The organism is Pacificimonas flava (assembly GCF_000342165.1).
Classification (GTDB): Bacteria; Pseudomonadota; Alphaproteobacteria; order Sphingomonadales; family Sphingomonadaceae; genus Pacificimonas; species Pacificimonas flava.
This window is the reverse complement of the sequence record NZ_AMRV01000004.1, coordinates 106207-130130: the sequence shown is the minus strand read 5'-3', so window position 1 is coordinate 130130 and position 23924 is coordinate 106207. Positions and strand designations below refer to the sequence as shown.

Annotated in this window: 21 protein-coding genes and 1 tRNA gene; 8 read left to right on the top strand and 14 right to left on the bottom strand. The window is 63.9% G+C overall.

From position 1 onward, the window contains the following. Nucleotides 1-2: 2 nt before the first annotated feature. Nucleotides 3-1067, top strand: coding sequence for an alcohol dehydrogenase (locus tag C725_RS07850; RefSeq protein WP_008601711.1), 1065 nt, complete (start codon nucleotides 3-5; stop codon nucleotides 1065-1067). Between the two features lie 79 nt (nucleotides 1068-1146). Here the strand turns inward: C725_RS07850 and C725_RS07845 are convergent, their stop codons facing one another. Continuing rightward, nucleotides 1147-2343: a thiolase family protein gene (locus C725_RS07845; protein WP_008601709.1), complete on the bottom strand. Its 1197-nt coding sequence runs from the start codon at nucleotides 2341-2343 to the stop codon at nucleotides 1147-1149. 82 nt (nucleotides 2344-2425) lie between these two features. Continuing rightward, nucleotides 2426-5392 carry a TonB-dependent receptor domain-containing protein gene (locus C725_RS07840; RefSeq protein ID WP_008601708.1) on the bottom strand — a complete coding sequence of 989 codons (2967 nt, stop codon included), beginning with the start codon at nucleotides 5390-5392 and terminating at the stop codon, nucleotides 2426-2428. A 219-nt stretch (nucleotides 5393-5611) separates the two neighbouring features. Between C725_RS07840 and C725_RS07835 the strand changes: the two genes are divergently transcribed. Then, nucleotides 5612-5685: transfer RNA gene (locus tag C725_RS07835), tRNA-Gly, on the top strand. Nucleotides 5686-5702: 17 nt separating this feature from the next. On the opposite strand, the gene scpB is transcribed toward C725_RS07835, so the two are convergent. The 6 genes from scpB to C725_RS07805 form a co-directional block, all read right to left on the bottom strand. After that, nucleotides 5703-6284, bottom strand: a complete 582-nt coding sequence (gene scpB, locus C725_RS07830) for an SMC-Scp complex subunit ScpB (protein WP_420804918.1) — start codon at nucleotides 6282-6284, stop codon at nucleotides 5703-5705. Between the two features lie 26 nt (nucleotides 6285-6310). Further along, a complete protein-coding gene (locus C725_RS07825) occupies nucleotides 6311-7072 on the bottom strand; it encodes a segregation and condensation protein A (protein ID WP_008601706.1) in 762 nt (253 codons plus the stop codon). 42 nt (nucleotides 7073-7114) lie between these two features. Next, on the bottom strand, nucleotides 7115-8128 hold the full coding sequence (gene nagZ, locus C725_RS07820; protein WP_038282289.1) for a beta-N-acetylhexosaminidase: 1014 nt from the start codon (nucleotides 8126-8128) through the stop codon (nucleotides 7115-7117). Between the two features lie 37 nt (nucleotides 8129-8165). Continuing rightward, entirely contained in the window at nucleotides 8166-8984 is an 819-nt protein-coding gene (locus C725_RS15330) for an SPOR domain-containing protein (protein WP_008601704.1), read from the bottom strand. A gap of 15 nt (nucleotides 8985-8999) precedes the next feature. Next, complete coding sequence (gene argS / locus C725_RS07810) at nucleotides 9000-10736, bottom strand: arginine--tRNA ligase (protein WP_008601703.1); 1737 nt, start codon at nucleotides 10734-10736, stop codon at nucleotides 9000-9002. A gap of 143 nt (nucleotides 10737-10879) precedes the next feature. Further along, nucleotides 10880-12034: a deoxyguanosinetriphosphate triphosphohydrolase gene (locus tag C725_RS07805; RefSeq protein WP_008601700.1), complete on the bottom strand. Its 1155-nt coding sequence runs from the start codon at nucleotides 12032-12034 to the stop codon at nucleotides 10880-10882. Nucleotides 12035-12129: 95 nt separating this feature from the next. On the opposite strand from C725_RS07805, the gene C725_RS07800 reads away from it, so the two are divergent. From C725_RS07800 to bioB, 3 genes are all read left to right on the top strand, one after another. Next, nucleotides 12130-13653, top strand: coding sequence for an acyl-CoA carboxylase subunit beta (locus C725_RS07800; RefSeq protein ID WP_038282287.1), 1524 nt, complete (start codon nucleotides 12130-12132; stop codon nucleotides 13651-13653). Between the two features lie 72 nt (nucleotides 13654-13725). After that, nucleotides 13726-14667 (top strand): DUF808 domain-containing protein, encoded by a 942-nt coding sequence (locus C725_RS07795; protein WP_008601695.1) that lies wholly within the window; start codon nucleotides 13726-13728, stop codon nucleotides 14665-14667. Between the two features lie 19 nt (nucleotides 14668-14686). After that, a complete protein-coding gene (gene bioB / locus C725_RS07790; RefSeq protein WP_008601693.1) occupies nucleotides 14687-15694 on the top strand; it encodes a biotin synthase BioB in 1008 nt (335 codons plus the stop codon). A gap of 33 nt (nucleotides 15695-15727) precedes the next feature. Here the strand turns inward: bioB and C725_RS16830 are convergent, their stop codons facing one another. Continuing rightward, nucleotides 15728-15850 (bottom strand): hypothetical protein, encoded by a 123-nt coding sequence (locus tag C725_RS16830; protein ID WP_008601692.1) that lies wholly within the window; start codon nucleotides 15848-15850, stop codon nucleotides 15728-15730. A gap of 170 nt (nucleotides 15851-16020) precedes the next feature. Here C725_RS16830 and C725_RS07785 point away from each other — a divergent pair, with 170 nt between their 5' ends. Further along, complete coding sequence (locus C725_RS07785; RefSeq protein WP_008601690.1) at nucleotides 16021-17406, top strand: MATE family efflux transporter; 1386 nt, start codon at nucleotides 16021-16023, stop codon at nucleotides 17404-17406. Here C725_RS07785 and C725_RS07780 read toward each other — a convergent pair. The 3 genes from C725_RS07780 to dnaK all read right to left on the bottom strand — a co-directional run bounded on the left by C725_RS07780 (nucleotide 17351) and on the right by dnaK (nucleotide 21122). Beyond that, a complete protein-coding gene (locus C725_RS07780) occupies nucleotides 17351-17800 on the bottom strand; it encodes an acyl-CoA thioesterase (protein WP_038282286.1) in 450 nt (149 codons plus the stop codon). The two genes, C725_RS07785 and C725_RS07780, sit on opposite strands and share 56 nt — an antisense overlap. Nucleotides 17801-17931: 131 nt before the next feature. Then, a complete protein-coding gene (dnaJ, locus tag C725_RS07775; RefSeq protein WP_008601688.1) occupies nucleotides 17932-19074 on the bottom strand; it encodes a molecular chaperone DnaJ in 1143 nt (380 codons plus the stop codon). A gap of 107 nt (nucleotides 19075-19181) precedes the next feature. After that, a complete protein-coding gene (gene dnaK / locus C725_RS07770) occupies nucleotides 19182-21122 on the bottom strand; it encodes a molecular chaperone DnaK (protein ID WP_008601686.1) in 1941 nt (646 codons plus the stop codon). Between the two features lie 238 nt (nucleotides 21123-21360). On the opposite strand from dnaK, the gene C725_RS07765 reads away from it, so the two are divergent. Further along, nucleotides 21361-21924, top strand: coding sequence for a copper chaperone PCu(A)C (locus C725_RS07765; RefSeq protein WP_008601684.1), 564 nt, complete (start codon nucleotides 21361-21363; stop codon nucleotides 21922-21924). A gap of 44 nt (nucleotides 21925-21968) precedes the next feature. Further along, nucleotides 21969-22406, top strand: coding sequence for a hypothetical protein (locus C725_RS07760; protein WP_008601683.1), 438 nt, complete (start codon nucleotides 21969-21971; stop codon nucleotides 22404-22406). Between the two features lie 12 nt (nucleotides 22407-22418). Here the strand turns inward: C725_RS07760 and C725_RS07755 are convergent, their stop codons facing one another. Further along, nucleotides 22419-22703 (bottom strand): glycine zipper domain-containing protein, encoded by a 285-nt coding sequence (locus C725_RS07755; RefSeq protein WP_038282283.1) that lies wholly within the window; start codon nucleotides 22701-22703, stop codon nucleotides 22419-22421. 207 nt (nucleotides 22704-22910) lie between these two features. After that, nucleotides 22911-23825 (bottom strand): glutathione-dependent disulfide-bond oxidoreductase, encoded by a 915-nt coding sequence (yghU, locus tag C725_RS07750; RefSeq protein ID WP_008601681.1) that lies wholly within the window; start codon nucleotides 23823-23825, stop codon nucleotides 22911-22913. Nucleotides 23826-23924: the final 99 nt, after the last annotated feature.

Genomic DNA, 23924 nt, shown 5'->3' with positions numbered 1-23924 from the left:
ACATGGCAAAGCAGATGCAGGCCTGGGCTGTCACCAATCCTGGGGAAGCCCTGGAGAATGTAAGGCTCGAGGCGCCGGAGGCCGAGGCTGGAGCGGTTGTCCTCGACGTTGCCCGTTGCGGCGTCTGCCATTCCGACGTACATCTGTGGGAGGGCGGCTTCGACTTCGGCGGACAGCAGGTGACGCTGGCGGCGATGGGGATCGAGATGCCGCTCGTTCTCGGCCATGAAATTCTCGGTACAGTCAGCTCGGTGGGCTCCGATGCCAAGGGCGTCGAGGTCGGTGACACACGGATCGTCTATCCCTGGATCGGCTGCGGAGAGTGCGCGCGCTGCCGGGAAGAGCGCGACGATCTTTGCGAAAGGCAGGCGGCGCTCGGCGTGCGGCGCCCCGGCGGGTTCGGCGACAAGGTCATGGTTCCGGACGCCAAATACCTGATCGACCCGGGCGACATCGATCTCAGCTGGGCTGCCACCCTCGCCTGCTCCGGGCTGACGGCGTACGGCGCGGTTCAGAAATTGATGCCAATGGACCCGAACACGCCCATTGTCGTGATCGGCGCCGGCGGCGTCGGCCTCAGTGCGGTCGGAGTGCTGAGTGCGCTCGGACACAGGAACACGATCATCGTCGATATAGAGGACAGCCGGCTTGCCACCGCGAAATCGTCCGGCGCCAGCGCCACGGTGAACAGCCGCACGGCCCCCAACGCCATTGCCGCCGTAAACGAGGCCGCGGGCGCACCCGTCATGGGCGTGATCGATTTCGTCAACAGCCCGCAAACCGCTGCGCTTGCATTTTCGCTGCCGGCGAAAGGGGGCGCTGTCGTTCAGGTCGGCCTGTTTGGCGGTAGCTTTCCCCTGCCGCTTGCGGCCATGGCGGTTCGGGCCATACGGTTGGAGGGAAGCTATGTCGGCAGCCTCGCCGAACTGCGCGAACTGGTCGCCCTCGCGCGGACCGGCAAGCTGACACCGCCTCCCGTCGCCGAAGTGCCGCGCAGCGAAGCGGGCGCGACGCTCGCGGCGTTGCGGGACGGCAGCGTCGTGGGCCGCGTCGTCATCAACGATTAAGGGGCTTCTCTTGCGGTGACAGCAGGAAGGATTCGGGCGGCACCTCGACCATAGAAGGCCGCCCGAGCGCTCCTTCGCGTTATACCAGTTCGAACAGTCCCGCTGCGCCCATGCCGCCGGCGGTGCACATGGAAACCACCACATGGCGAACGCCGCGCCGGCGTCCCTCCAGCAGAGCCGCACCGACCAGACGGCTGCCGGACATGCCGAAGGGGTGACCGATGGCGATGGCACCGCCGTTCACGTTGAGCCGGTCCTGTGAAATACCGAGCGTATCACGGCAATAAAGGCATTGGCTGGCAAAGGCCTCGTTGATCTCGAACAGGCCGATATCGCCCACAGACAGACCTGCACGCTCCAGCAATTTGGGAATCGCGAAGACCGGCCCGATCCCCATTTCCTCCGGCTTGCAACCGGCGGCCTGAAATCCGCGATAAATGCCGAGAATTTCGCGCCCCTCCGCTTCCGCCCGGCCGCGTTCCATTACGATCTGCGCCGCCGCTCCATCGGATAGCTGGCTAGCATTGCCGGCCGTCACATATTTTCCCTCCTTCACGACCGCGCCGTTCGACCAGACCGGAGAGAGGTTCGACAGAATTTCCTTCGTCGTCCCCTCCCGAATACCCTCATCGGCCGTGACGGTGACCGTTTCGCGCCCGGTCTCGCTGCCATCCTTGGCGCGCAACACCTTCTCGACGGTAATCGGCGCGATCTCCTCGCCCAGGCGCCCGGCATCGCGGGCGTCTACCGCTCGCTGCTGGCTCATGGCGGCGAACTCGTCCTGCGCCTCCCGGCTGACGCCGTAGCGTTCGGCGACGATTTCCGCGGTTTCGATCATCGGCATATAGGCGTGCGGCTGCTCTGCCAGGACGCTTTCGTTCTGATAACGGGGGGCGTCCTTCGTCACCGTCCAGCTGATCGACTCCATGCCGCCCGCAAGCGCCACATCGATGTCGCCCGCCATAATCGAACGCGCCGCCAGCGCCACCGTGTTCAGGCCGGACCCGCATTTTCGATCCAGGGAGAAGCCGGGAATCTCCACCGGCAGACCGGCGGCGAAAATACACATGCGCGCCGCGTTCGCCCCCTGGGTGCCCCACTGGTTGCCGACGCCCCAGAACACATCGTCGATGGCGGCCGGGTCAATGCCCGCCCGTTCGATGGCCGCATTCATGACATGCGCGCCCATCACGGTCGCCTCCGTGTTGTTGAAGGCGCCGCGATACGCCTTGCCGACACCAGTGCGCGCGGTGGATACGATGACGGCTTCACGCATGAAAGCATCTCCTTCAAAATGAAAGGAAGGAGGCGCAGCGACATGCGCCCCCTTCCGTCCTATGGGTTCGCTCCTCAGACTATTAGAAGCGCGCGCGCAGGCCCACCTGATAGTTTCGCCCAAGGCCGTTGCCGATAAAGGGATTGTAGCTGACCGGCAGCAAGGCCTCGCCCGGATCCTCGTCGAAAATGTTCTTCACGCCGGCCTGCAGCTGCAGTTCGGACGATGCGACTTCGAAATTATAGGTCGCGAAGAAATCATGCTGTACGAACGTGCCGGATTCCTTGCCAAAGTCGGTCACCTCCGGCCGCTCGTCCGTCACGCTGTCGATAAACGTGACGGTGTAGCGCAGGTTGAGGGCATCGGTCGCGAAGTTGAGGTAGCCGTTTGCCCGCCATTCCGGCAGCGTGTTCGGATCGCGGAAATAATTGCCGAAACCGACGGCATCATAGCCCTCCGTCAGCGTCACGCCGTTCAGGATGAAATCGTCGACCTTGTACTCAAGCGTCCAGCTGGCGTTGCCGCCTGCCGAGATGGTGCCGAAGCCGGCATCGTAATCATAGTTCAGCGCGAAATCGAGGCCGCTGACGTTGACGTCAGGCCCGTTCACATACTCCGTTCGCACACGGGCGATGTTGACGCCGCGCGACACGCCCTGAACGCAGGCGTCACCATCGAACGTGATCAGGTCGGCGAGAGGCGCAGCGCAATTGACGAAACCCGTGCCGCCATCGGTGACGGGAATGCTCGGATCGATGACGGATGTCGCGATCGCATCGCCGGGCGTGTTGGTGATCTGGTCCTGGAAATCATAGGTCCAGTAGTCGACGGAGGCAGTGAAGCCGGAAGTGTCGACCACGACGCCGACATTGTAGGTTAACGCCGTTTCCGGATCGAGCGCCGGATTTCCGAAGATATCGACGGACTTGTAGTCGCCTCCCGTCGCTGTGAGACCGGCCAGCGATGTCACACCCACGGGTGCGACATTGGAAGCGAGCGGCCCGCGGAACGTGGTGCCGATCGAACCCCGAAGGACCAGCCAGTCGAGAGGTTCGAACCGAAAGGATCCCTTTGGATTGAACGTCGAACCGACCGGATTGCCATAGTCTTCGTACCGAAGCGCGCCCGTCAGTTCGAGCGTATCGAAGAGAGGCACGTTCACCTCTCCGAAGAAGGCATAGACGTCCTGATCCAACTGGACGGGACGGGTGCCGCCGAGAAAGATGAACGGCCCCACGCCTTCCGTGCCGGTTCCGACGCAGCTCGTATCGCCCTCGACATAACAGGGATTGATGTTGAGGTTGGAGACATCGGCCAGCGGTCGGCTGCGATAATCGTTTTTCCGGTACTGCGCCCCGACGGCGAAGGCGACCTGCCCCCCCGGAAGCTCTATACCGGTTTCCCCGGATGTCACGAAATCGATGACGAATTGCTCTTCCCGCTGATTGGTGCCGACGGGTATCTGGATATAGCGCAAGAGGTCGGGATCGTTCTCCGCCCCCGGAATATAGAAGGGGTTATCGAGGCCGAGAGCAGGGTTTTGCGGCCCGGCCGTCACGAACGGATTGAACCACTGACAGCCGCCCTCGCCGGGAGTTCCCGTTGCGGGATCGCAGTTCGGACCGCCGAGACCGTTGAGGGCATTCTGCAACCGGGACCCCACGATGCCCGGAGATGCGAAGTCGCGGTCTATGCGCCAATAGGTTGCATCGAGATCGACAATAATGTCGTCTGTCAGTTGATATTCGAATCCACCTGAAAAGCGCATGGCGTCGTTCTTGGCGAAGCCCTGGCCGGCCCCGCGATCGGGTTCGTTCGGGTTGCCGAGGAAGCCGAGCGGACGCCAGTAGAGCGCCGTCACCGCCGCGACGGGCCCGTTCGCACCGCCCGACTGCGGCAGCCCGACCGCATCCAGAAAACCGGGCACGAACGGATTGTTCGGCGACACGCTGAAGGCGCCGAGGAAGCCCGACCCCTGCGGACCCTGCGTGGGCGGGAAGGCAGGCGAGTAATTGTTGTTCGTCTGGTCGGTGGCCGAATAGAGGCCCTCGACATTGAACGTCAGCCGATCAGACAGGTCGGCATTGAACTGCGCGAAAAGCTGATAGCGATCCTCATCCTCGATGATGTTGTCGAACGGGACATAGCTGAAGCGGCACACGGCGCCCGTCTGCAATCCGCCCAGCTCGTTACAACCGGGCTCGGACACCACTTCGGTATTCAGGATCGGCGTTCCGGTGCCCGGGTCGATGCCGCCGAAATAAGTGACCCCATAGGTGCCCGGCGTCGAAAGCGCGGAATAGCCCGATGGATTGACCGTGTAGGGCTGATCCGAAAAATCGCGGGCGGTGGTCGGCAGCTCGGATCGGTGCTGCCATCCGAACCCCACCATGAGGTTCGCAGTCCCGAAGTCCTTTCCGAAAAGCGCGCTGACTTGATAATTGTCGTCCGAACCATCGATGAAGTTATAGTCGGCCTGAAGCTCCAAACCGTCGAAATTCTGACGCGTCACGAAGTTGGCCACGCCGGCGATGGCATCGGATCCATAGGTCGCTGCGGCCCCGTCTTTCAGGATCTCGACACGGTCGATCGCGAAAAGCGGGATGAGGTTCGTGTCGGTAAAGCCGTCGCCGGGAGACTGGATGGTACGCTTGCCATTCAACAGGACGAGCGTGCGAGTCGGGCCAAGGCCGCGAAGGTTGATCGACCCCGAGCCCTGATAGCCTTGGGCGCCGGTTGCGAACTGATTGGAATCGCCGAGAACGGCGCCGACCGACGGCAACTGCTTGATGAACTCGAGCGGCGAATTGACACCTGCCGTCGTCAAATCCTCGCTGGAAAATACATCCACCGGCAGCGCGGCATCCTCAGGCGTTCCGCGGATGTAGGAGCCGGTAATGACGATGGTTTCGGCCGTTTCTGCCGAGACTGCCGGCGGCGTAGCTGGCGGCAGCGCCTGCTCGGCTTCTGCCTGTGCGAATGCACTCGCCGATTGGAAACTGGTGATTACGGCGCATGCGGCCACGCGTGATAGGTAACGCGACTTCATAGTGCGATCCTCCCCTTTTGACATAATATGTCGCGATCTATGCCGCGTTTGTTCCTTAACGACGAAAATCGCGAATGCCCGTCAAGCTGGGAAAGTCGTTAAGCCTGAGAATACCGTGCCGTGTTGCGGGCGTAGCACAGCCTCCCGAATGTAGGAGTTCCCCCGAAGACGGACGGGATTGACGGCGAAGGAGACTGCTCGTAGCGAGCGGCCGTGCTGGCGGGTGTAGCTCAATGGCAGAGCAGGAGCTTCCCAAGCTTAAGACGGGGGTTCGATTCCCCTCACCCGCTCCAATCCTGCACGTCCACGTTCAGTCGCCTGGGCCAGATGCCTCGCCGAAGTTCAGGACGGGCTCCTCCTGCTCTTCCCGCGCCGCCTCCAGGGCGTCAGCCAGCGGGTCGAGGAGTCCGGCGGCACGCAGCTCGTCGAGACCCGGCAGATCCCGGCGGCTGCGCAGGTTGAAATGAGCGAGAAAGCCGGGCGTCGTTGCAAACAGCAGCGGCCGTCCGGGAACTTCGCGGCGCCCCGCCGGCCTCACCCAGCCCATCTCCATCAAAAGATCGAGCGTCCCCTTGGACAGGGAAACGCCCCGAATTTCCTCGACCTGAGCCCGCGTCACGGGTTCATGGTAGGCGATGACCGCCAAGGTCTCGATCGCGGCACGAGACAATTTGCGCGGAGCGGCGTCCGCTCGGCGTAGAATGTGAAACAGATCGGGGGCAGTCTGGAAATGCCAGCGATTGCCGCGCCGCACGAGATTGATACCCCGCGCCGCGTACATGGTTTCCACTTCCTCCAGAAGAGCGCGAACCGGCGCCTGCTCCGGCAGGTGCGCGGCGATTGCGTCCAGTGTCAGCGGCCCGTCGGCCGCAAACAAAAGCGCTTCTACCATGCGGACGTCTTGGCGCGGCACATCCTTCATTCGCCCGCGGCCCGGATTTCAAGCGGTGCATCATAGGCGCGCTGACGAAGGACCAACCGCCCCTGCCGGGCGAGTTCCAGGGCGGCGACGAAGCCGGACGCGGTAACGGAACGCCGAAAGACGGGATCTCCGGTGCGCGGCAGGTGCGCGGACAATCGGTCCCAGTCTACGGCACCGCCGATCGTGCGCTCCAGCCAGCGGATGGCCTCTTCCAGCGAAAAGACCGGGCGCCTTCTTATGCTATAGCTGACGGCACGACCGCGCCCGGCCAGATAGCCATAGGCGCGCATGAGATCGTAGAGCGAGCAGTCGTAGCGGCGGCTCCCCTGCTGCAGCCCCTCCGGCGCGCCGCGCACAAAAACCTGTTCGCCCACGCGGTCGCGCTCCAGCAGTGCAGCGCCAGCAGTTCGCATCGCCTCAAGCCGTTGCAGCCGCAGGTGTAGACGCAGCGCCATATCCGCGCCTTCCGCCTCTTCATCTGTATCGGATTTCGGCAAGAGAAGCGCCGACTTCAGATAGGCGAGCCATGCCGCCATCACCAGATAATCGGCGGCGAGTTCCAGCCGGAGTCTGCGCGCATCCGCGATGAAGGCCAGATACTGCTCCGTCAGTTCCAGAATGGAAATGCGTGTCAGATCGACCTTCTGACGGCGCGCGAGATCGAGGAGCAGGTCGAGCGGCCCCTCCCACCCCTCTATGTCGAGGTCGAGGCGCTCCTCCTCCGCCGCAGGCCTAGTCTCGCGGAACAGATCGTTCATCACAGCGAGAATAGGCCGGAGCGGTGCCCGGCGCCAGCAGCATCAGGAGACGGCGCTTACCGTGCCGAGCAGGTCGTCGCGCCGCGCGGCTGCGTCGGCTTCCGGTCGGGATGGCGAGTCCGGCCATGCCATGGCGGCAGCAAGGCGATCTTCCGCCTCGCTCGTGATGGCGGGGGCGACCGCGCAAAGCGCCCGATTCTCGTCGAAGCGGCCGGTACAGTGGAGCGCGATATCGCAGCCCGCCATCAGCGCCCCCTCCAGCCGGTCGGCAAGACTGCCCTCCAGCGCGCTCATGTGCAGATCATCGCACATCAGGAGGCCGCCGAAGCCGATGTCGCGGCGGATCACGTCCTGTACGACGACCGGGGACGTGGACGCGCAGCGCGCGGGATCCACAGCGTCGTAGCGGACGTGCGCCGTCATCGCCATCGGCGCACTTGCAAGCGCGCGAAAGGGCGCAAAATCCTGCTCCAGGTCGGCGCGGGACGCATCGACGACCGGCAGCGATTCATGACTGTCCGCGGCGGCGCGTCCATGCCCGGGGATATGCTTCACGATCCCGCATATACCGGCTTGGCGCAGGCCGCGCAGCACCGCGTCACCAAGAGCCGCGACCCCGTTCGGATCAGTGCCGAGCGCGCGGTCACCGATGATGTCGTGCGCGCCGGCGACGGGCACGTCGAGCAGGGGCAGGCAATCGACGCTGATTCCAGCCTCGGCCAGCTCCATGCCGATGGCGATCCCGTGCAGACGCGCCGCCTCGATACCCGCGAGCGGCGAAGCCCCGTAGAGTGCGGCGAACGGAGCACCTGGCGGGTGCGCGGGCCAGTGCGGCGGTCCCAGACGCTGGACCCTGCCGCCCTCCTGATCGACAAGGATCGGCAGCGTTTCGCGTCCGGAGAGCATACGCAGATCGTCCGTCAGCGCGCGAAGCTGCGGCAGTGTATCGACGTTCCGAGCGAAAAGGATGAACCCGGCGGGATCCGCTTCCCGGAACAGCGCCCGTTCGTCCGCCGTCAGTTGCGGCCCCTCAAATCCCAGAAACAGTGGCAGCATCAATGGGCCCAGCGGGCGTTGCGCGCCCTTGCCGACATCACAGAACGACGCATTGTTCACCCGCCAGCTTCAACCGGTTGCAGATATCCTTTGCGGCGGCTGCACCGGGCACGCGCGCGCGCAGGCGGTAAAGCGTGTTTCCGTTCACCTCCACCCCTTCGGTCGCCATCTCCAGCGGAGAGAGATACGTGTATCGCGAGGATAGCGTCTTCCATACATCCGACGCCTTGGATCTGGTGGAAAACGCACCGAGCTGGATCGTCGAACTGCCGGCTGCAGACCGCTGCGTCTCTCCCGTTTCTTCCTGCTGAGTGGGCGCGGCTGCGGGGACCGCAGCCTCCCGCCGCGGTGGGCGCGCCGGTTCGGGCGGCGTCCGCGCCTCGTCTCTCGGGTCGCGCTGACGGGCAGGCGCTCTCTCGCCCTCTCCCAGAAGATTTTGCGGCGACTCGTCGGCCTCTCCCGTGCCGACCGGGGGAACCACGGGCACGGCCACTTCCGGCATCTGATCCGTCGCGACATCGGTGGGTAGCGTCGCTCCGGAGGCGACGTCGTTCGTCATGCGCTCATCCTCCGACACCGTCAGGCCGCCGCGCTCCCGCGGCGTGATCTTGAAGGGGCCTTCGGGCGCCTCGACCAGTGGAATCTCGCCTTCTGGAACCTCGATGTCGTCATGGCCCAGCGTCTCCGCCACCAGCCAGAGGAGGCCGATGATCACGATAATCGTAACGGCGCCCAGAATAATCGCGCGCTGTGAAAGCAGCCGCGGCGTCTCACTATATTCGAGCTCGGCCGGCTCCAGCCAGGGAAGATCCCCGCCAGAGTCGTCCTCATATTTTGCGTCGTCCTGCGCAGCCACCAAAACGCCCCCCCCTTACATGTCCGCCGCCGGCTCGACCCCCATCAGGGTGAGGCCGCTGGCGATCACCGTGCCCACCGCGCGGCAAAGCGCCAGCCTGGCGCCGGTGACATCCGCCGCGTCCGGGCGGATCACCCGCAGCGCCGGATCGTCATTGCCGCGATTGTAATTGGCGTGGAAGGCGGCGGCGAGACTTTCCAGGAAAAACACCACGCGGTGCGGCTCGTGCGCCTCCGCAGCCAGCCGAACGATACGCGGGAATTGCGCGGCAAGCTTCAGCAGCGCCATTTCCGTCTCGTCGAGCTGCCCCTCAAGTGCGCCGATCTCAGCCGGTGCCATGCCGCCCTCGCCAGCCTTGCGCAGCAGCGACTGGATACGCGCATGGGCATATTGGACGTAGAAGACGGGATTGTCCTTCGACTGCTCCTTCACTTTCGCGAAGTCGAAATCGAGCGGCGCGTCCGCGCGCCGTGTCAGCATCATGAACCGAACGGCGTCCTTGCCGACCTCCTCGACCACCTCGGCCAGGGTCACGAAGTTTCCGGACCGCTTCGACATCTTCACCGGCTCGCCCGCCCGGAACAGGCGCACCATCTGGATAATGACGATATCGAGCGGCACCTTGCCCTCGGTCAGCGCTTCGACGGCCGCCTTGATGCGCTTCACCGTGCCGGCATGGTCGGCGCCCCAGATGTCGATCAGGACATCCGCCGTCTCCGCCTTTTGCAGATGATAGGCCGCGTCCGCGCCGAAATAGGTCCAGCTGCCGTCCGACTTCTTCAGCGGACGATCCACATCATCGCCGAACTGGCTGGCGCGGAACAGGGTCAGCTCCACCGGCTCCCAATCGTCCGGCAGCTCCCCCTTCGGCGGCTCCAGCATGCCCTCATAGACATGGCCCTTGCTGCGAAGCGTCTGCTCCGCCCGCTCGACCGCCCCGGCCTGATGCAAGTCCCATTCCGAGGAGAACAGATCGTGATGAATCCCGAGGAAGGCGAGATCCGCCTTGATCAGCTCCAGCATCGCCGCCACGGCGCGCTGACGGAACAGGACAAGCCAGTCCTCCTCCGACGCATCCCGGAATCTGTCGCCGAATTCCTCGGCCAGAACGTGGCCGATGGGTTTCAGATAATCGCCGGGATAAAGGCCCTCAGGAATGTCCCCGATGATCTCACCCAGCGCCTCCCGGTAGCGCAGATGGACCGACCGGGCGAGCGTATCGACCTGGCCGCCGGCATCGTTGACGTAATATTCCTTGGTGACCTCATGCCCGGTGAAGGCGAGAAGGCTGGCGAGCGCATCACCGACGACGGCGCCGCGACAGTGTCCCATATGCATCGGCCCCGTAGGATTGGCCGAAACATACTCGATATTGACGCGTGTCCCGCTGCCGAAGCTGGCCTTCCCGTAGGCGCGTCCGGCCTCCTCCATGCGGGCCAGTTCGGCGATCCATGCGGCGTCGGCGAGCCGCAGGTTGATGAAGCCCGGCCCGGCAATCTCGACCGCTGTCACATGTGCGGACTTTTCAAGCTCCGGCTTCAGGGCTTCGGCAAGCGCCCGTGGATTGGAACGCGCGGGCTTCGCCAGCACCATCGCCGCGTTCGTGGAAAGATCACCGTGCGAGGAATCCCGCGGCGGCTCCAGCGTAACCGCCCGGCGACCGGCATCTTCGGGAATCGTGCCGGCATCGACCAGAGCGTCGATCGCGCGGTTCACTTCGGCGGCGTAAAGGTCGAAAATACTTTGGGTCAAGGTCGATCCGGTCGGTCTGAAATGATCTTTCGGGGTACAAGCACCCTTCGTCTTCGTCGCGCTGTTATCGCGCTAAGCGAAGGAGCGCAAAGTCCTCCTGACGGGAAATGCAGCGGCTGCGTGGGGCGGTCCGCTCCACTCCGCTACCGCCCCAGTTCCTGCCAGAAGCGCATGGCATAGCGATCGGTCATTCCAGCGATGAAATCGCCAACGTGCCGGGCACGGGCCGGCTCTTCCTCAGGCAAGCTGTCCCGCCACGATTGCGGCAGCAATTGCGGATCGGCATGAAGCGCCGAAAATAACTGCTCGACCACGTCGCCCGCCGGCTCGCGCAGGTCCCTAGCGGGCGCGGTCTGGTACATATTCTCGAACAAAAAGGCGGAGAGTTCCCGTTCGGACGCGGCCACCTCTGCCGAAAAGGCAATCAGCGGCCGCCCCGCCCGCCTCACATCCTCGACCGAACCGATGCCGTGCAGTCGTCGCCGCGCTTCGGCGAGCACATCCTCCACCATGATACCGATCTGACGGCGCACCATTTCGGCGATGATCGCATCCTTCGGCGCGCCCATGTGCCGCTCGGCCACAATGCGCCAATTCTCCCGCACGAACGGCACGGCAACGACATCCTCCAGCCGGAACGCACCGGCCCGGATGCCGTCGTCGAGATCGTGATTGTCGTACGCTATATCGTCGGCGATCGCCGCGACCTGCGCCTCCAGACTGGCATGCGAGCGGAGATCAAGGTCGTAATCCGTATTGGCCGCCGCAAGCGCCCAACCGGGATCTTCAACGGGGCCGTTATGCTTCGCCAGCCCCTCCAGCACCTCCCAGCTCAGGTTGAGGCCGGGATAATCGGCATAGCGCCGCTCCCGCAGCGTCACGATGCGCAGCGTGTTGCCGTTATGATCGAACCCGCCCCAGGGCGCCATGGCCCTGTCGAGCGCTTCCTCTCCGACATGGCCGAAGGGCGGATGGCCAAGGTCATGGGCCAGGCACAGTGCCTCGGTCAGCCCCTCGTGCAGCCCAAGCGCCTTTGCCATTACCCGCCCGATCTGCGCGACCTCAAGCGAATGAGTGAGGCGTGTGCGGTAATGATCGCCGTCCGGCATGACGAAGACCTGCGTCTTGTGCTTCAGCCGGCGAAAGGCGTTGGAATGGACGATGCGGTCGCGGTCGCGGTCGAATGGATCGCGCAGCGCCGAGGGCGGGATCTCATGCCGTCGTCCCCGCGTATTCCCGGGGTGCGAGGCATAGGGCGCGAGGCGGGGATCCGGCGCGGCAGCGGGGTCAGCGGTCAAGGTGCGGGGCGGCCTTCATGCCAAGGATAGGGTGACAGCCGCGTTTTCCCGCTGCTAAGCGCCTTTGCCAAGTGAAAAGGGAGCAGGCGACGCCGATGCAGACAGTCCTCGAACAGCTCGAAGCGAAACGTGAGCGCGCGCGGCAGGGCGGCGGCCAGCGCCGCATCGACGCGCAGCACGCCAAGGGCAAGCTGACGGCGCGCGAGCGCCTCGACGTCCTCCTCGATCCGGGCAGCTTCGAAGAATATGACATGTTCGTCGAGCATAACTGCATCGATTTCGGCATGGACGAGAATCACATCCCCGGGGACGGCGTGGTGACGGGATCGGGTACGATCAACGGCCGCCTCGTCTACGTCTTCAGCCAGGATTTCACGGTCTTCGGCGGTGCCCTTTCCGAACGACACGCCGAGAAAATCTGCAAGATCATGGATATGGCGCTGAAGGTCGGCGCCCCCGTGATCGGTCTGAATGATTCGGGCGGTGCGCGGATCCAGGAGGGTGTGGCCAGCCTCGGCGGCTATGCGGAGGTGTTCCAGCGCAACGTCCTCGCCTCCGGCGTCGTGCCGCAAATCAGCCTGATCATGGGTCCCTGCGCCGGCGGCGCGGTCTATTCCCCTGCGATGACCGACTTCATCTTCATGGTGAAAGATTCCAGCTATATGTTCGTCACCGGGCCGGACGTCGTGAAGACGGTCACGAACGAGGTGGTGACGCAGGACGAGTTGGGCGGCGCGGTCACCCACACGACAAAGTCCGGCGTCGCCGATCTGGCGCTGGAAAATGACATAGAGACGCTGCTGCGGACGCGTGATTTCTTCGACTTTCTGCCGCTTTCGAACCGGGAGGACCCTCCTGTCCTGCCGACGCATCAGGGCCTCGACCATGATGAGAGCCTCGATACGCTGATCCCGGATTCGGCGAACAAGCCGTACGACATGCACGAACTGATCCGGAAGGTGTGCGACGAGGGCAATTTCTTCGAAATCCAGCCCAAGCACGCCGCCAACATCGTCTGCGGTTTCGGCCGCGTCGAGGGGCATACGGTCGGCATCGTCGCAAACCAGCCGATGGTTCAGGCGGGCGTGCTCGACATCGCGAGTTCAAAGAAGGCGGGACGCTTCGTCCGCTTCTGCGATGCCTTCAACATTCCCATCGTCACCTTCGTCGACGTGCCCGGCTTCCTACCCGGCACGGCGCAGGAACATAATGGCATCATAAAGAACGGCGCAAAGCTGCTGTTCGCCTATGCCGAAGCGACCGTGCCGAAAATCACCGTCATCACCCGAAAGGCCTATGGCGGCGCCTATGACGTCATGGCCTCCAAGCACCTCCGCGGCGACCTGAACTACGCATGGCCGACAGCGGAGATCGCGGTGATGGGCGCAAAGGGCGCGGTGGAGATCATCTTCCGCAACCAGTCCGAGGACGAGATCGCAGAGCGGACGAAGGAATATGAGGACCGGTTCGCCAACCCCTTCGTCGCGGCGTCGAAGGGCTTCATCGACGAGGTCATCATGCCGCACTCGACCCGCCGCCGGATCGCCATCGGCCTTCGCAAGCTGCGGACGAAGCAGCTGGAGAACCCCTGGAAGAAGCACGACAATATTCCGCTTTAGGAGCGGACGGCAGGCTGCTCGTTTTATCAGGAACAGGGTCCGGCATTACGCCGCTCAAAAGGAATCACGGTCATGGCCTCCGGTCTCGTAGCCCTTCTCGACGACGTCGCCGCGATAGCGCGGGTGGCGGCCGCCTCCGTCGACGATATCGGTGCGGCAGCCGGCAGGGCGGGCGCCAAGACCGCCGGTGTGGTCATCGACGATGCCGCCGTCACGCCCAGCTACGTTACCGGCTTTGACCCCTCGCGCGAGCTTCCGATGATTGCTCGGATCGCGCGCGGCTCGGTCTTCAACAAGCTCGTCATCCTGCTGCCGGTGGCGGTTCTGCTGGGGCAGTTCGCGCCCTTTCTGATCCCCGTTATCCTGATCGTCGGGGGCCTGTTCCTGTCCTACGAGGCGGCGGAGAAGGTCATCGAACTCATTCGTCCCGATCACAGCATCGAGGAAAACACGCCGGCCGTCGATCAGGGCGGCGACCAGGAAAAGAAGATGGTCTCCGGCGCCATCCGCACCGACCTGATTCTGTCGGCAGAGATCATGGCCATTGCCCTGTCGGAGGTGACCGACCAAATTTGGTGGCAGCAGGCGCTGATTCTGGCCCTGATCGGGATCATCATCACCGCCGTGGTTTACGGTGCCGTCGCCGTGATCGTGAAGATGGACGATATCGGTCTGCACCTCGCCAAGACGAGAGAGGGCGGCATGGCGAATTTCGGACGCGGTCTCGTCAAATTCATGCCGAAGCTGCTGAACGCGATTTCCCTGATCGGTACGCTGGCCATGGCCTGGGTCGGCGGCGGGCTTCTTGTCCACAATAGCTATGCGCTCGGCTGGGCCGGTCCCGAGCACCTGATCGAAGCGATCTCGCAGCCTCTGGCCGCAGCCGCGCCCGCGGCGCTGCACGGCACGGTCGAATGGCTGGTCTTCGCCGTCCTGTCAGGTCTTCTCGGCATCGCGGTCGGCGCTGTGATCGCGCCCATCGTCCACAAATTTATCCCCGGCCACAATCATTAAGCGACAAGGGCAAGTATCAATGAATGTTCAGACGCCCATCCGCCACGGCGTGCGCACCGACTGGACGCGCGACGAAGTCGCTGAGATCTACCAGCGCCCGCTTCTCGATCTTCTTCTCGATGCGCAGATCGTTCACAGGCGCTTCTTTCGTGCGAACGGGGTCCAGGCGTGCCAGCTCCTGTCAATCAAGACCGGGGGCTGTCCTGAAGATTGCGGCTATTGCAGCCAGTCCGCCTTTGCCAAGTCGGGCGTTAAGGCGGAAAAGCTGATGCAGGCGGACGCGGTTATCGCCGCAGCTCGCAGGGCGAAGGAAAGCGGGGCGTCGCGTTTCTGCATGGGTGCGGCGTGGCGGGACGTGAAGGACCGCGACATGGACGCGGTGTGTGAGATGGTGGCGGGCGTAAAGGCGCTTGGCCTGGAAACCTGCATGACGCTCGGCATGCTATCGCAGGACCAGGCCGAAAAGCTGTCCGCGGCCGGTCTCGACTATTACAATCACAATCTCGACACGTCGCCCGAACATTACGGGGAGATCATTTCCACCCGCACCTACGCCGAGCGGCTGCAAACGCTGGAACAGGTCCGCAGCGCCGGCATGAACGTCTGCTGCGGCGGCATCGTCGGCATGGGAGAGGCGCGTAGGGACCGGGTCGGCTTGATCCACGCGCTCGCCACACTGCCGCAGCATCCGAAGTCGGTGCCGGTGAACGCACTGGTTCCGGTGAAAGGGACGAAGCGCGGGGACGCGCTTCTGGCCGGCGAGCATGAGGCGGTGGGCGGCATCGAGTTCGTCCGCGCCGTCGCCACGTGCCGCCTCACCATGCCCGCCTCGGTCGTGCGGCTATCCGCCGGACGGGAGAGCATGTCCCCCGAGCTTCAGGCCCTCTGCTTCATGGCCGGCGCGAACTCGATCTTCACTGGTGATACGCTGCTGACCGCGCCCAATGCCGGAGAGGATAGCGATGCGTCGCTGCTTCGCAGTCTCGGATTGACCGCGATGGAGCCGGACGAAATGGAGCGCGTCTGAATTTTCTCAGCGGCCACCGCGATACCGATCCGGTCAGCGAGAGCGCGATGTGCCCACCGAACGCGGGGTAGCCGCCGCGCGCGGCGGCTGCTGGCGTACGGTCTCCGGCTGCGCGAACTTGCGGGTGCCGGTAAAGTCGAACATCGGCTCGTGCATGGTTGTCTATCCTCTTGGTGACGGTTCAGTGGACCTGTTGGACGGAAGAAGTGACATCGCCGTGAAAGGTGCCATGCAGTTCTGATCTGACAGCTATTGCGCTGGCATCGCGGGGATCCTTTGCTTGTCGGGTCGCCAAAGCGGTCACGCCGCATTAGAGGCGTTCGGCTGTGCAGAATCCGACACCCCCCTCCCTGCAGCCGCCCCCGGAACGCAGCGGCCTTGCCGCCATGCTGACGCTTGCCTGGCCGGTCGTACTGTCGCGCCTTGGTATCATGCTGATGGGTGTGACCGATGCCATCGTCGTCGGACATTATTCCGCGCAGGAGCTTTCCTATCAGGCTCTCGGCTGGGCGCCGACCGGCGTCGTTCTGACGACGGGCGTGGGTCTCCTCATGGGCATACAGGTGCTGACGGCGCAGCTCGTCGGCGAAGGCCGGCGCGGAGAAGCCGGCGCTGTCCTGCAACGCGGCCTCCTCCTGTCGCTTATCGTTGGCGTGCTGGTGTCGGTCCTTCTGCTCTACGGCGCCCGCCCGCTCCTGGACCTCATGGGCTTTGAAGAGGGTCTGGCCCCGGGCGCAGCGGCAGTGGTGGAGACGCTGGCATGGTCGCTGACACCTTATTTGGTCAGTGTTGCGGCGTCCTTCTGGCTCGAAGCGTTGGAGCGGCCGCTTCCCGGCATGTATCTGATGGTGGTGGCCAATCTCGTAAATCTGGTTCTCAACCTGTGGCTCGTCCCCGGCACCAGCCCGTTCGGCGTCCAAGGCGCCGTCGCCAGCGCGTGGACGACGCTGTTTTCGCGGCTGGTCTACGCCATCAGCCTGATCGCGGTCATTTTCTACTGGCAGGAGGCGCGCAGCCTTGGCGTCTTCGCCCTTCGGCGCGCCGCATCGTTCCATGAATATTGGGGACGCATGTTGAAGATCGGCAGCGCGTCGGCGGTGTCTTATTTCGTGGAATCCACTGGGTTTGCGGCCATGACGATCATCGCCGGCCTCGTCGGCGCCACCGCCGTTGCCGCCTATTCCATCGTCTTCAATATCGCTGCGCTGGTTTTCATGATCCCGCTCGGCTTGTCGAGCGCCACGGCCGTGTTCGTCGGAAAGGCGTTCGGCGCGGGCGACCGCCCGGCGGTCCGCCGCTCTGGGTTCGAGGGGATGGGCTTTACCGTGCTGCTGCTGGCGGGCGTGTCGCTGATCGTCGTCGTCGCCCCGGATAGGGTTGCCGGCTTCTATACCGCCGATACGGCGCTGTTGACGGCTGCGGTTCCGGCGCTCCTCACGCTGTGCGTCTTCTTCCCGCTCGACGGGTTGCAGGTCATCGCGGCAAGCGCACTGCGGGCATCGGGGGACGAATGGATGCCGACGCTGACGCATGCGATCAGCTACAATGCCGTCATGCTGCCGACGGGATATTACCTGGCCATTACCCTAGACCTTGGCATCATGGGTCTCGTCCTGACGATGATCGGCGTTACCGTGCTGGCTGGTGCGTTCCTGCTCAGCCGCTTTCTGTGGGTGACGCGGAGAGGCGGAACGGTTCCAGTGCCGTCCTGAGCGATTCCGGCAGCGGCGCGCCGCCGGGTCCATCAACGGCGCGGTTCACCATAACCGTATCGGAAACGGCAATGCAGGCCCCCTCCTGAAACAATGCCTGACCGACGACATAACTTGACGTGCCGAAGCGGACGATGCCGGCACACACCTCGATGGGCGCAGGCCAGCCGCCTTCTCGCAGGTAGTCGATGGAAATATTCGCCACGATCGGGCGAAAATCGAGTTCGCGGCGGCCGCCGAGCGAATGGTGCAACCGCACACGCCCTTCTTCGAAGAAGCGGCTGAACGCGACATTGTTCAGATGATTGTTGGTGTCGAGATCGCCGTAGCGCACGGCAAGTTCGACCGCGTAAGCATAGGTTTCTCGCCTTTGCCGGGCGGGATCGTTCTTCATCGCGTTCCGTCTCTCGTCCATCGGATCATGGCAGCGATGGGTTCGCGATGCCTTCGCCCCCTCCGCGTTCGGGGGCAAGCCTAGCGCGGCGAGACTCGCCCCGCCCCTCCCTCTTTTCGGGTAGCGCAGCGTCAGCCGGCGAGTTCGTCCCACTTGTCGCGAATCTTTGTGAAGAAGTTCGCGCTGCGGGGGCTCGAACGCACCTCTTCGTCGAGGCTACGAAACTCCTCGAGCAGTTCCTTCTGCCGCTTCGACAGCCGTGTCGGGGTCTCGACCTCGACCGTCACGACCAGATCGCCGCGTCCGCTGCCGTTCAGACTGGGCATCCCCTGCCCCCGGCGGCGGAACTCCTTGCCGCTCTGTGTGCCGGAGGGGATCTTCAGATCGACCATTTCGCCTTCGATGGACGGCACTTCGATAACACCGCCCAGCGCCGCATCGGTGAAGCAAACGGGCACGGACACGTGCAGATTGGTGCCCTGCCGCTCGAAAATCTCATGTGGGAGCAGGTGGACGAAAATGTAAAGATCGCCGGCCGGACCGCCGCGAGCACCGGCTTCACCCTCGCCGGACATGCGAATGCGCGTGCCGTGATCCACGCCAGCGGGGATCTTGACCCGCATCGATTTTTCCTTGTCGACGCGCCCGGCGCCGAGACATTCCTCGCAGACCTTCGAGGTGACGCGCCCCGCGCCGTGGCACTGCGGGCAGGCGCGTTCGATGACGAACATGCCCTGCTGAACGCGCACCTGACCCATGCCGCCACAGGTACCGCAGGCTTCGACCACCGCATCGGGTGCCGCGCCCCGCCCCTGGCAGGCATCGCAGGTTGCCGCGACGTCGATCTCGATCGTTTTCTCTGCGCCGAAAAACGCCTCTTCCAGCGTCAGTTCCATATCGTAGCGCAGATCGCCGCCACGGACCGCGCGGCTGCGCTGCTGGCGCCGGCCGCCGCCGGCCGCGCCGCCCATGAACTCGGAAAAGATATTGTCGAAAATGTCGGAGAAGTCCCCGAAGCCCTGTTGGCGACCACCGCCGCCACCGCCATTTTGAAAGGCCGCCTTGCCGTAGCGATCATAGGCTGCCCGCTTCTGCGGATCCTTCAGGCAGTCATAGGCCTCGGCGCACTCTTTGAAACGGCGCTCCGCCTCGGCGTCGCCGGGATTGCGGTCCGGGTGAAATTTCATCGCCAGCTTCCGATAGGCGGACTTGATCGTTCCGCCATCCGCGTCGCGGCTGACACCCAGAAGCTCGTAATAGTCGGTTTCGACCATGCCTATCCCAGACCCCCGATACTGATACGCTTTGTCGCGGGAAGCCAACGCCCGGCGACCTCAAGGAAAACGGGGCCGGTCAAGCGGCCCCGTTCCTCGTTCCAAATTCAGGCGGACTTTTTCTCGTCGCCGCCCTCGTTCTCGTCGACCTCGGAGAACTCCGCGTCGACCACATCATCGTCGGCCGCGCCGTCCGGACCGCTCTCGGCGGATCCGCCCTCGGCATTCGCGGAGGCCTGTTCAGCCTCGTAGATGGCTTGGCCCATCTGCATCGCGGCCTGCGCCAGTGCTTCGGTCTTCGACTTCAGCGCATCGGCATCGGGATCATCCTTGCCGAGTTCGGTCTTCAGATCGCCCAGCTTCGATTCGATGTCCGACTTCACACCGGCCTCGACCTTGTCGCCATGCTCCTCGAGCTGCTTCTCGGTCGTGTGCACCAAGCTGTCGGCCTGATTCTTCGCCTCGGCACGCGCCTTGCGCTTCTTGTCTTCCTCAGCGAACTTCTCGGCATCCTTGACCATCTGGTCGACCTCGGATTCGCTGAGGCCGCCGGAGGATTGGATGCGGATCTGCTGCTCCTTGCCGGTACCCTTGTCCTTGGCGCTGACGTTGACGATGCCATTGGCGTCGATGTCGAACGTCACCTCGATCTGCGGCACGCCGCGCGGGGCGGGCGGAATGCCGACAAGGTCGAACTGGCCGAGCAGCTTGTTGTCGCCGGCCATTTCCCGCTCACCCTGGAAGACGCGAATGGTCACGGCGTTCTGATTGTCCTCCGCCGTCGAATAGGTCTGCGACTTCTTCGTCGGTATCGTCGTATTGCGGTCGATCATCTTCGTCATGACCCCGCCAAGCGTTTCGATACCGAGCGACAGCGGCGTCACGTCGAGGAGTAGGACGTCCTTGACGTCGCCCTGCAGCACGCCCGCCTGAATGGCCGCGCCCATGGCAACGACCTCGTCGGGATTGACGCCCGTGGACGGATCCTTGCCGAAGAACTGCTTCACCTTCTCGCGGACGAGCGGCATGCGGGTCATACCGCCGACGAGAATGATCTCGTCGATCTCGCCCTTGTCGGTGCCTGCATCCTTCAGCGCGGCCTTGCACGGCTCCATCGTCCGGTCGACCAGGTCGCCGACCAGCTTCTCGAGGTCCGCGCGGCTCATCGTCTTCACGAGATGCTTCGGACCGTTCTGATCGGCGGTGATGAACGGCAGGTTCACCTCTGTCGACTGCGCCGAGCTGAGTTCGATCTTCGCTTTCTCGGCCGCTTCCTTCAGGCGCTGCAGGGCCAGACGATCCTTTGTCAGATCAATGCCCTCGTCCTTCTTGAAGCCTTCCGCCAGATGCTCGACGATACGCGCGTCGAAGTCTTCGCCGCCAAGGAACGTGTCGCCGTTCGTGGACTTCACCTCGAATACACCGTCGCCGAGTTCCAGGATCGACACGTCAAACGTACCGCCGCCCAGATCGTAGACGGCGATCGTCTTGTTGGCGTCCTTGTCGAGGCCATAAGCAAGCGCCGCAGCCGTCGGCTCGTTGATGATGCGCAGGACTTCGAGACCGGCGATCTTGCCGGCATCCTTGGTCGCCTGGCGCTGCGCGTCGTTGAAATAGGCCGGAACGGTGATCACGGCCTGCGTGACGGTCTCGCCGAGATAGCTTTCGGCGGTCTCCTTCATCTTCTGGAGGATGAAGGCGGAAATCTGGGAGGGGGAATATTTTTCGCCCTTCGCCTCGACCCAGGCATCGCCATTGTTGCCCTTGACGATGTCATAGGGAACGAGACCCATGTCCTTCTTGGTCAGCGGATCGTCGAAGCGGCGACCGATCAGCCGCTTGATGGCGAACAGCGTATTGTCGGGATTGGTAACCGCCTGGCGCTTGGCCGGCTGTCCAACAAGGCGCTCATTGTCCTTCGTGAACGCGACCATGGACGGCGTCGTGCGCGCGCCCTCACTATTCTCGATGACCTTCGGATCGCTGCCCTCCATGACGGCAACGCAGCTGTTCGTGGTCCCAAGGTCGATACCAATGACTTTTGCCATGTGTTTCCTCTAATTTTTCTCTAAGCAAAACAATGACGGGGCGGTGGCCGCGCTTAAAAAGCCGCGGCGTCGTGCCCCCCTGCGAAGCGCGATGTAGGAGGGGCGAAACCGCCATACAAGGTTGTGTGCGCGCATCCCGGCGGGCCGCCGGACGAATGTCGCAGTGACACTGGGCATCCGCGGGCCGTAAGATGGGGCGGCACGCACTGTCCACTGCGCATGTTCTGGAGTTCACACTATGATCCGCAATCGCCCGCACCTGTCCATATCCGTGCTTGCGTTCGCCTGCACGATGACCCTTTCGGCGTGCGGCGACAGCGCCGAGACCGACACGCCCCCGGCCGAGACCGACATGACTGCAACGGCGCCAGCACAGACGGACATGCAGGCGCCTGGCGCGGGGCCAGCCGTGGTGCCGGACGCGGAACTGAGCGCATCGAACTTTCGCCTGATCCTGCCCGCCGTCTCCGGCCGCCCGGGTGTGCTTTACGGCAGCATCACCGGCGGGGCGGAGGGCGACCGCCTGACCGGCGCCGCCCTTGAGGATGTTGCTGCAGACGCGCGCGTGGAAATTCATGAAACACAGATGAGCGGCGGCCGCATGAGCATGGAGGAGCGTGCAGCGCTCGACGTTCCTGCGGGCGAGACGGTCACTTTAGAGGAAGGTGGCTGGCACGGCATGGTCTTCGATTTGCCGGCCGACATGAAGGCCGGCGGCACCGTCCCCGTGCAGCTGACCTTCGAAACGGCCGGCCCGCGCACCGTCGATGCCGCGGTCGAGGCGCGCGGCAGCGGCCAATAGGCTATTATGTAAGGCAGCGGCCGGCAACGTCCGGTGAGCGCACGATGGCCGCCTCCGTTTTCGGAAACGCCATCGACTGGACGCGCATGCGCTTTCGCCTGGGGAAATGGTATATCCTGCAGCCCGCCTGGATCACCATGTCACCAGACGGGAATATCTGGCTGCATCCGAACAGTGCCGCATGGCGAGAGGATTATGCCGCTGCGCCGCTATGGCTGCGCGGCCATATCATGCACGAACTGACGCATGTCTGGCAGTATCAACAGGGCGTGAACCTTGTCCTGCGGCGCCATCCCTTTTGCCGGTATGGCTATACGTTCATGTCAGGCCGCGCATTTTCCGATTACGGACTGGAACAGCAGGCCGAACTCGTCCGCCACACCTATCTGGCGCAGCAGGGATGCCCGCAGACGGGAAAGCCGGACGCGGCCGAAATGGCGGCCGCCCTGCCGTTCGGCCCCCACCCGGCTGCCAGCGCCTGACCTCCGGACGGATCAGTCCGGATAACCCGGCTGTCCGCGACAGTCGTCATCCAGCTCGCCCTCCCGGTTGTAGCCATCGCATCCATCATCCTTGTCGATGAAATAGCCGGCCGCGGCGCCGACGGCCGCGCCAACGGCGGCAGCCGTGCCGGTGTCGGTGTCGACAACACCGGTTTCATCGGCAAGAACACCCGCCGCGGCGCCCGCGGCGGCACCCTCGGCAGCGTAATTTTCCGCGCAGCCCGTGACGAGCGTCAACGCGGCGAGCGGGGCAGCCATAGTCAGAAGCCTTTTCATCACCTTCACCCTTTCAGATCATCCCCTGTCGGCGCTACAGCGGCGCAGGAAGCGGAAGGTTCCTTCCTCTCCGCCGCCTGCCGACCCGAACGACGGACGGACGCAGGATCACGGAAACTGACGCTGCTCGACTTCAAAGCCGGGTTCGTGTTCCTACGCCTCAGTGCTGCCCAGGGCTTATCCTGGGGGAAAGCGGCGCCGGCCTCGTCAAGATGTCGCCGCTCCGCCCTCCAGGAGGTCTTGGGTGTTGGTTTCGAAATCGGACGCGTCGTGGCGTTCGCGAAGCTGATGCTCCGGCTTGCCGAAGGTCCGGTTGACCATGCGGCCACGCTGCACCGCCGGCCGGTCGCCAACCGTCTTCATCCAGCGCTGGACATGCTTGTAGTCCTGCGCGGAAAGATAGGTCGCCGCGTCGCCATAGGCCGCGCCGGAGGCGACCGCGCCGTACCAGGGCCACACAGCCATGTCGGCAATCGAATAGTCTGCGCCCGCAAGATATTCATTGTCTGCAAGGCGTCTGTCGAGCACGTCGAACTGCCGCTTCACTTCCATGGCATAACGGTCGATGGCATATTCGATCTTCATCGGCGCATAGGCATAGAAGTGGCCGAACCCGCCCCCCAGAAACGGCGCGGCACCCTGCAGCCAGAACAGCCAGTTGAGCGCCTCCGTCCGCGCCGCATGGGCCTGCGGCAGGAACGCACCGAACTTTTCAGCCAGGTAGAGCAGGATCGCGCCGCTTTCGAACACGCGCACCGGGGGGTCTTCGCTATGATCCATCAGGGCCGGAATTTTCGAGTTCGGATTGACCTCCACGAAGGCGCTCGAAAACTGGTCGCCCTCACCGATGTTCACCAGCCAGGCATCGTACTCAGCCCCGGAATGCCCGGCTGCCAGCAGCTCCTCCAGCATGATCGTCGCCTTCACGCCGTTCGGCGTCCCCAGCGAATAGAGCTGCATCGGATGCTTGCCCATCCGCCGCGTTTCCTCGTGCGTGGCGCCCGCTATCGGACGATTGATATTGGCGAAGCGGCCGCCGGATTCCTTGTTCCACGTCCAGACCTTCGCGGGCTGGTAACCGGCGGGGAAGTTCTCGTCCGGATTGGGGGCGTCGTCGCTCATGGAATTCATCCTTCCTCTTTAATATCAATACCGAACGGTACATATAATGAGGAGCCCGTGCGGATGCGAGGGGGAGGAGCGACAATGGGGCGAAAGGGA

Bases quoted from the DNA above. Each gene is read 5' to 3' on its own strand.
- C725_RS07850 (WP_008601711.1), top strand. From the start codon at position 3: ATGGCAAAGCAGATGCAGGCCTGGGCTGTCACCAATCCTGGGGAAGCC.
- C725_RS07845 (WP_008601709.1), bottom strand. From the start codon at position 2,343: ATGCGTGAAGCCGTCATCGTATCCACCGCGCGCACTGGTGTCGGCAAG.
- C725_RS07840 (WP_008601708.1), bottom strand. From the start codon at position 5,392: ATGAAGTCGCGTTACCTATCACGCGTGGCCGCATGCGCCGTAATCACC.
- scpB (WP_420804918.1), bottom strand. From the start codon at position 6,284: ATGGTAGAAGCGCTTTTGTTTGCGGCCGACGGGCCGCTGACACTGGAC.
- C725_RS07825 (WP_008601706.1), bottom strand. From the start codon at position 7,072: ATGAACGATCTGTTCCGCGAGACTAGGCCTGCGGCGGAGGAGGAGCGC.
- nagZ (WP_038282289.1), bottom strand. From the start codon at position 8,128: ATGCTGCCACTGTTTCTGGGATTTGAGGGGCCGCAACTGACGGCGGAC.
- C725_RS07800 (WP_038282287.1), top strand. From the start codon at position 12,130: ATGCAGACAGTCCTCGAACAGCTCGAAGCGAAACGTGAGCGCGCGCGG.
- C725_RS07795 (WP_008601695.1), top strand. From the start codon at position 13,726: ATGGCCTCCGGTCTCGTAGCCCTTCTCGACGACGTCGCCGCGATAGCG.
- bioB (WP_008601693.1), top strand. From the start codon at position 14,687: ATGAATGTTCAGACGCCCATCCGCCACGGCGTGCGCACCGACTGGACG.
- C725_RS16830 (WP_008601692.1), bottom strand. From the start codon at position 15,850: ATGCACGAGCCGATGTTCGACTTTACCGGCACCCGCAAGTTCGCGCAG.
- C725_RS07780 (WP_038282286.1), bottom strand. From the start codon at position 17,800: ATGAAGAACGATCCCGCCCGGCAAAGGCGAGAAACCTATGCTTACGCG.
- dnaJ (WP_008601688.1), bottom strand. From the start codon at position 19,074: ATGGTCGAAACCGACTATTACGAGCTTCTGGGTGTCAGCCGCGACGCG.
- dnaK (WP_008601686.1), bottom strand. From the start codon at position 21,122: ATGGCAAAAGTCATTGGTATCGACCTTGGGACCACGAACAGCTGCGTT.
- C725_RS07765 (WP_008601684.1), top strand. From the start codon at position 21,361: ATGATCCGCAATCGCCCGCACCTGTCCATATCCGTGCTTGCGTTCGCC.
- C725_RS07760 (WP_008601683.1), top strand. From the start codon at position 21,969: ATGGCCGCCTCCGTTTTCGGAAACGCCATCGACTGGACGCGCATGCGC.
- C725_RS07755 (WP_038282283.1), bottom strand. From the start codon at position 22,703: ATGAAAAGGCTTCTGACTATGGCTGCCCCGCTCGCCGCGTTGACGCTC.
- yghU (WP_008601681.1), bottom strand. From the start codon at position 23,825: ATGAGCGACGACGCCCCCAATCCGGACGAGAACTTCCCCGCCGGTTAC.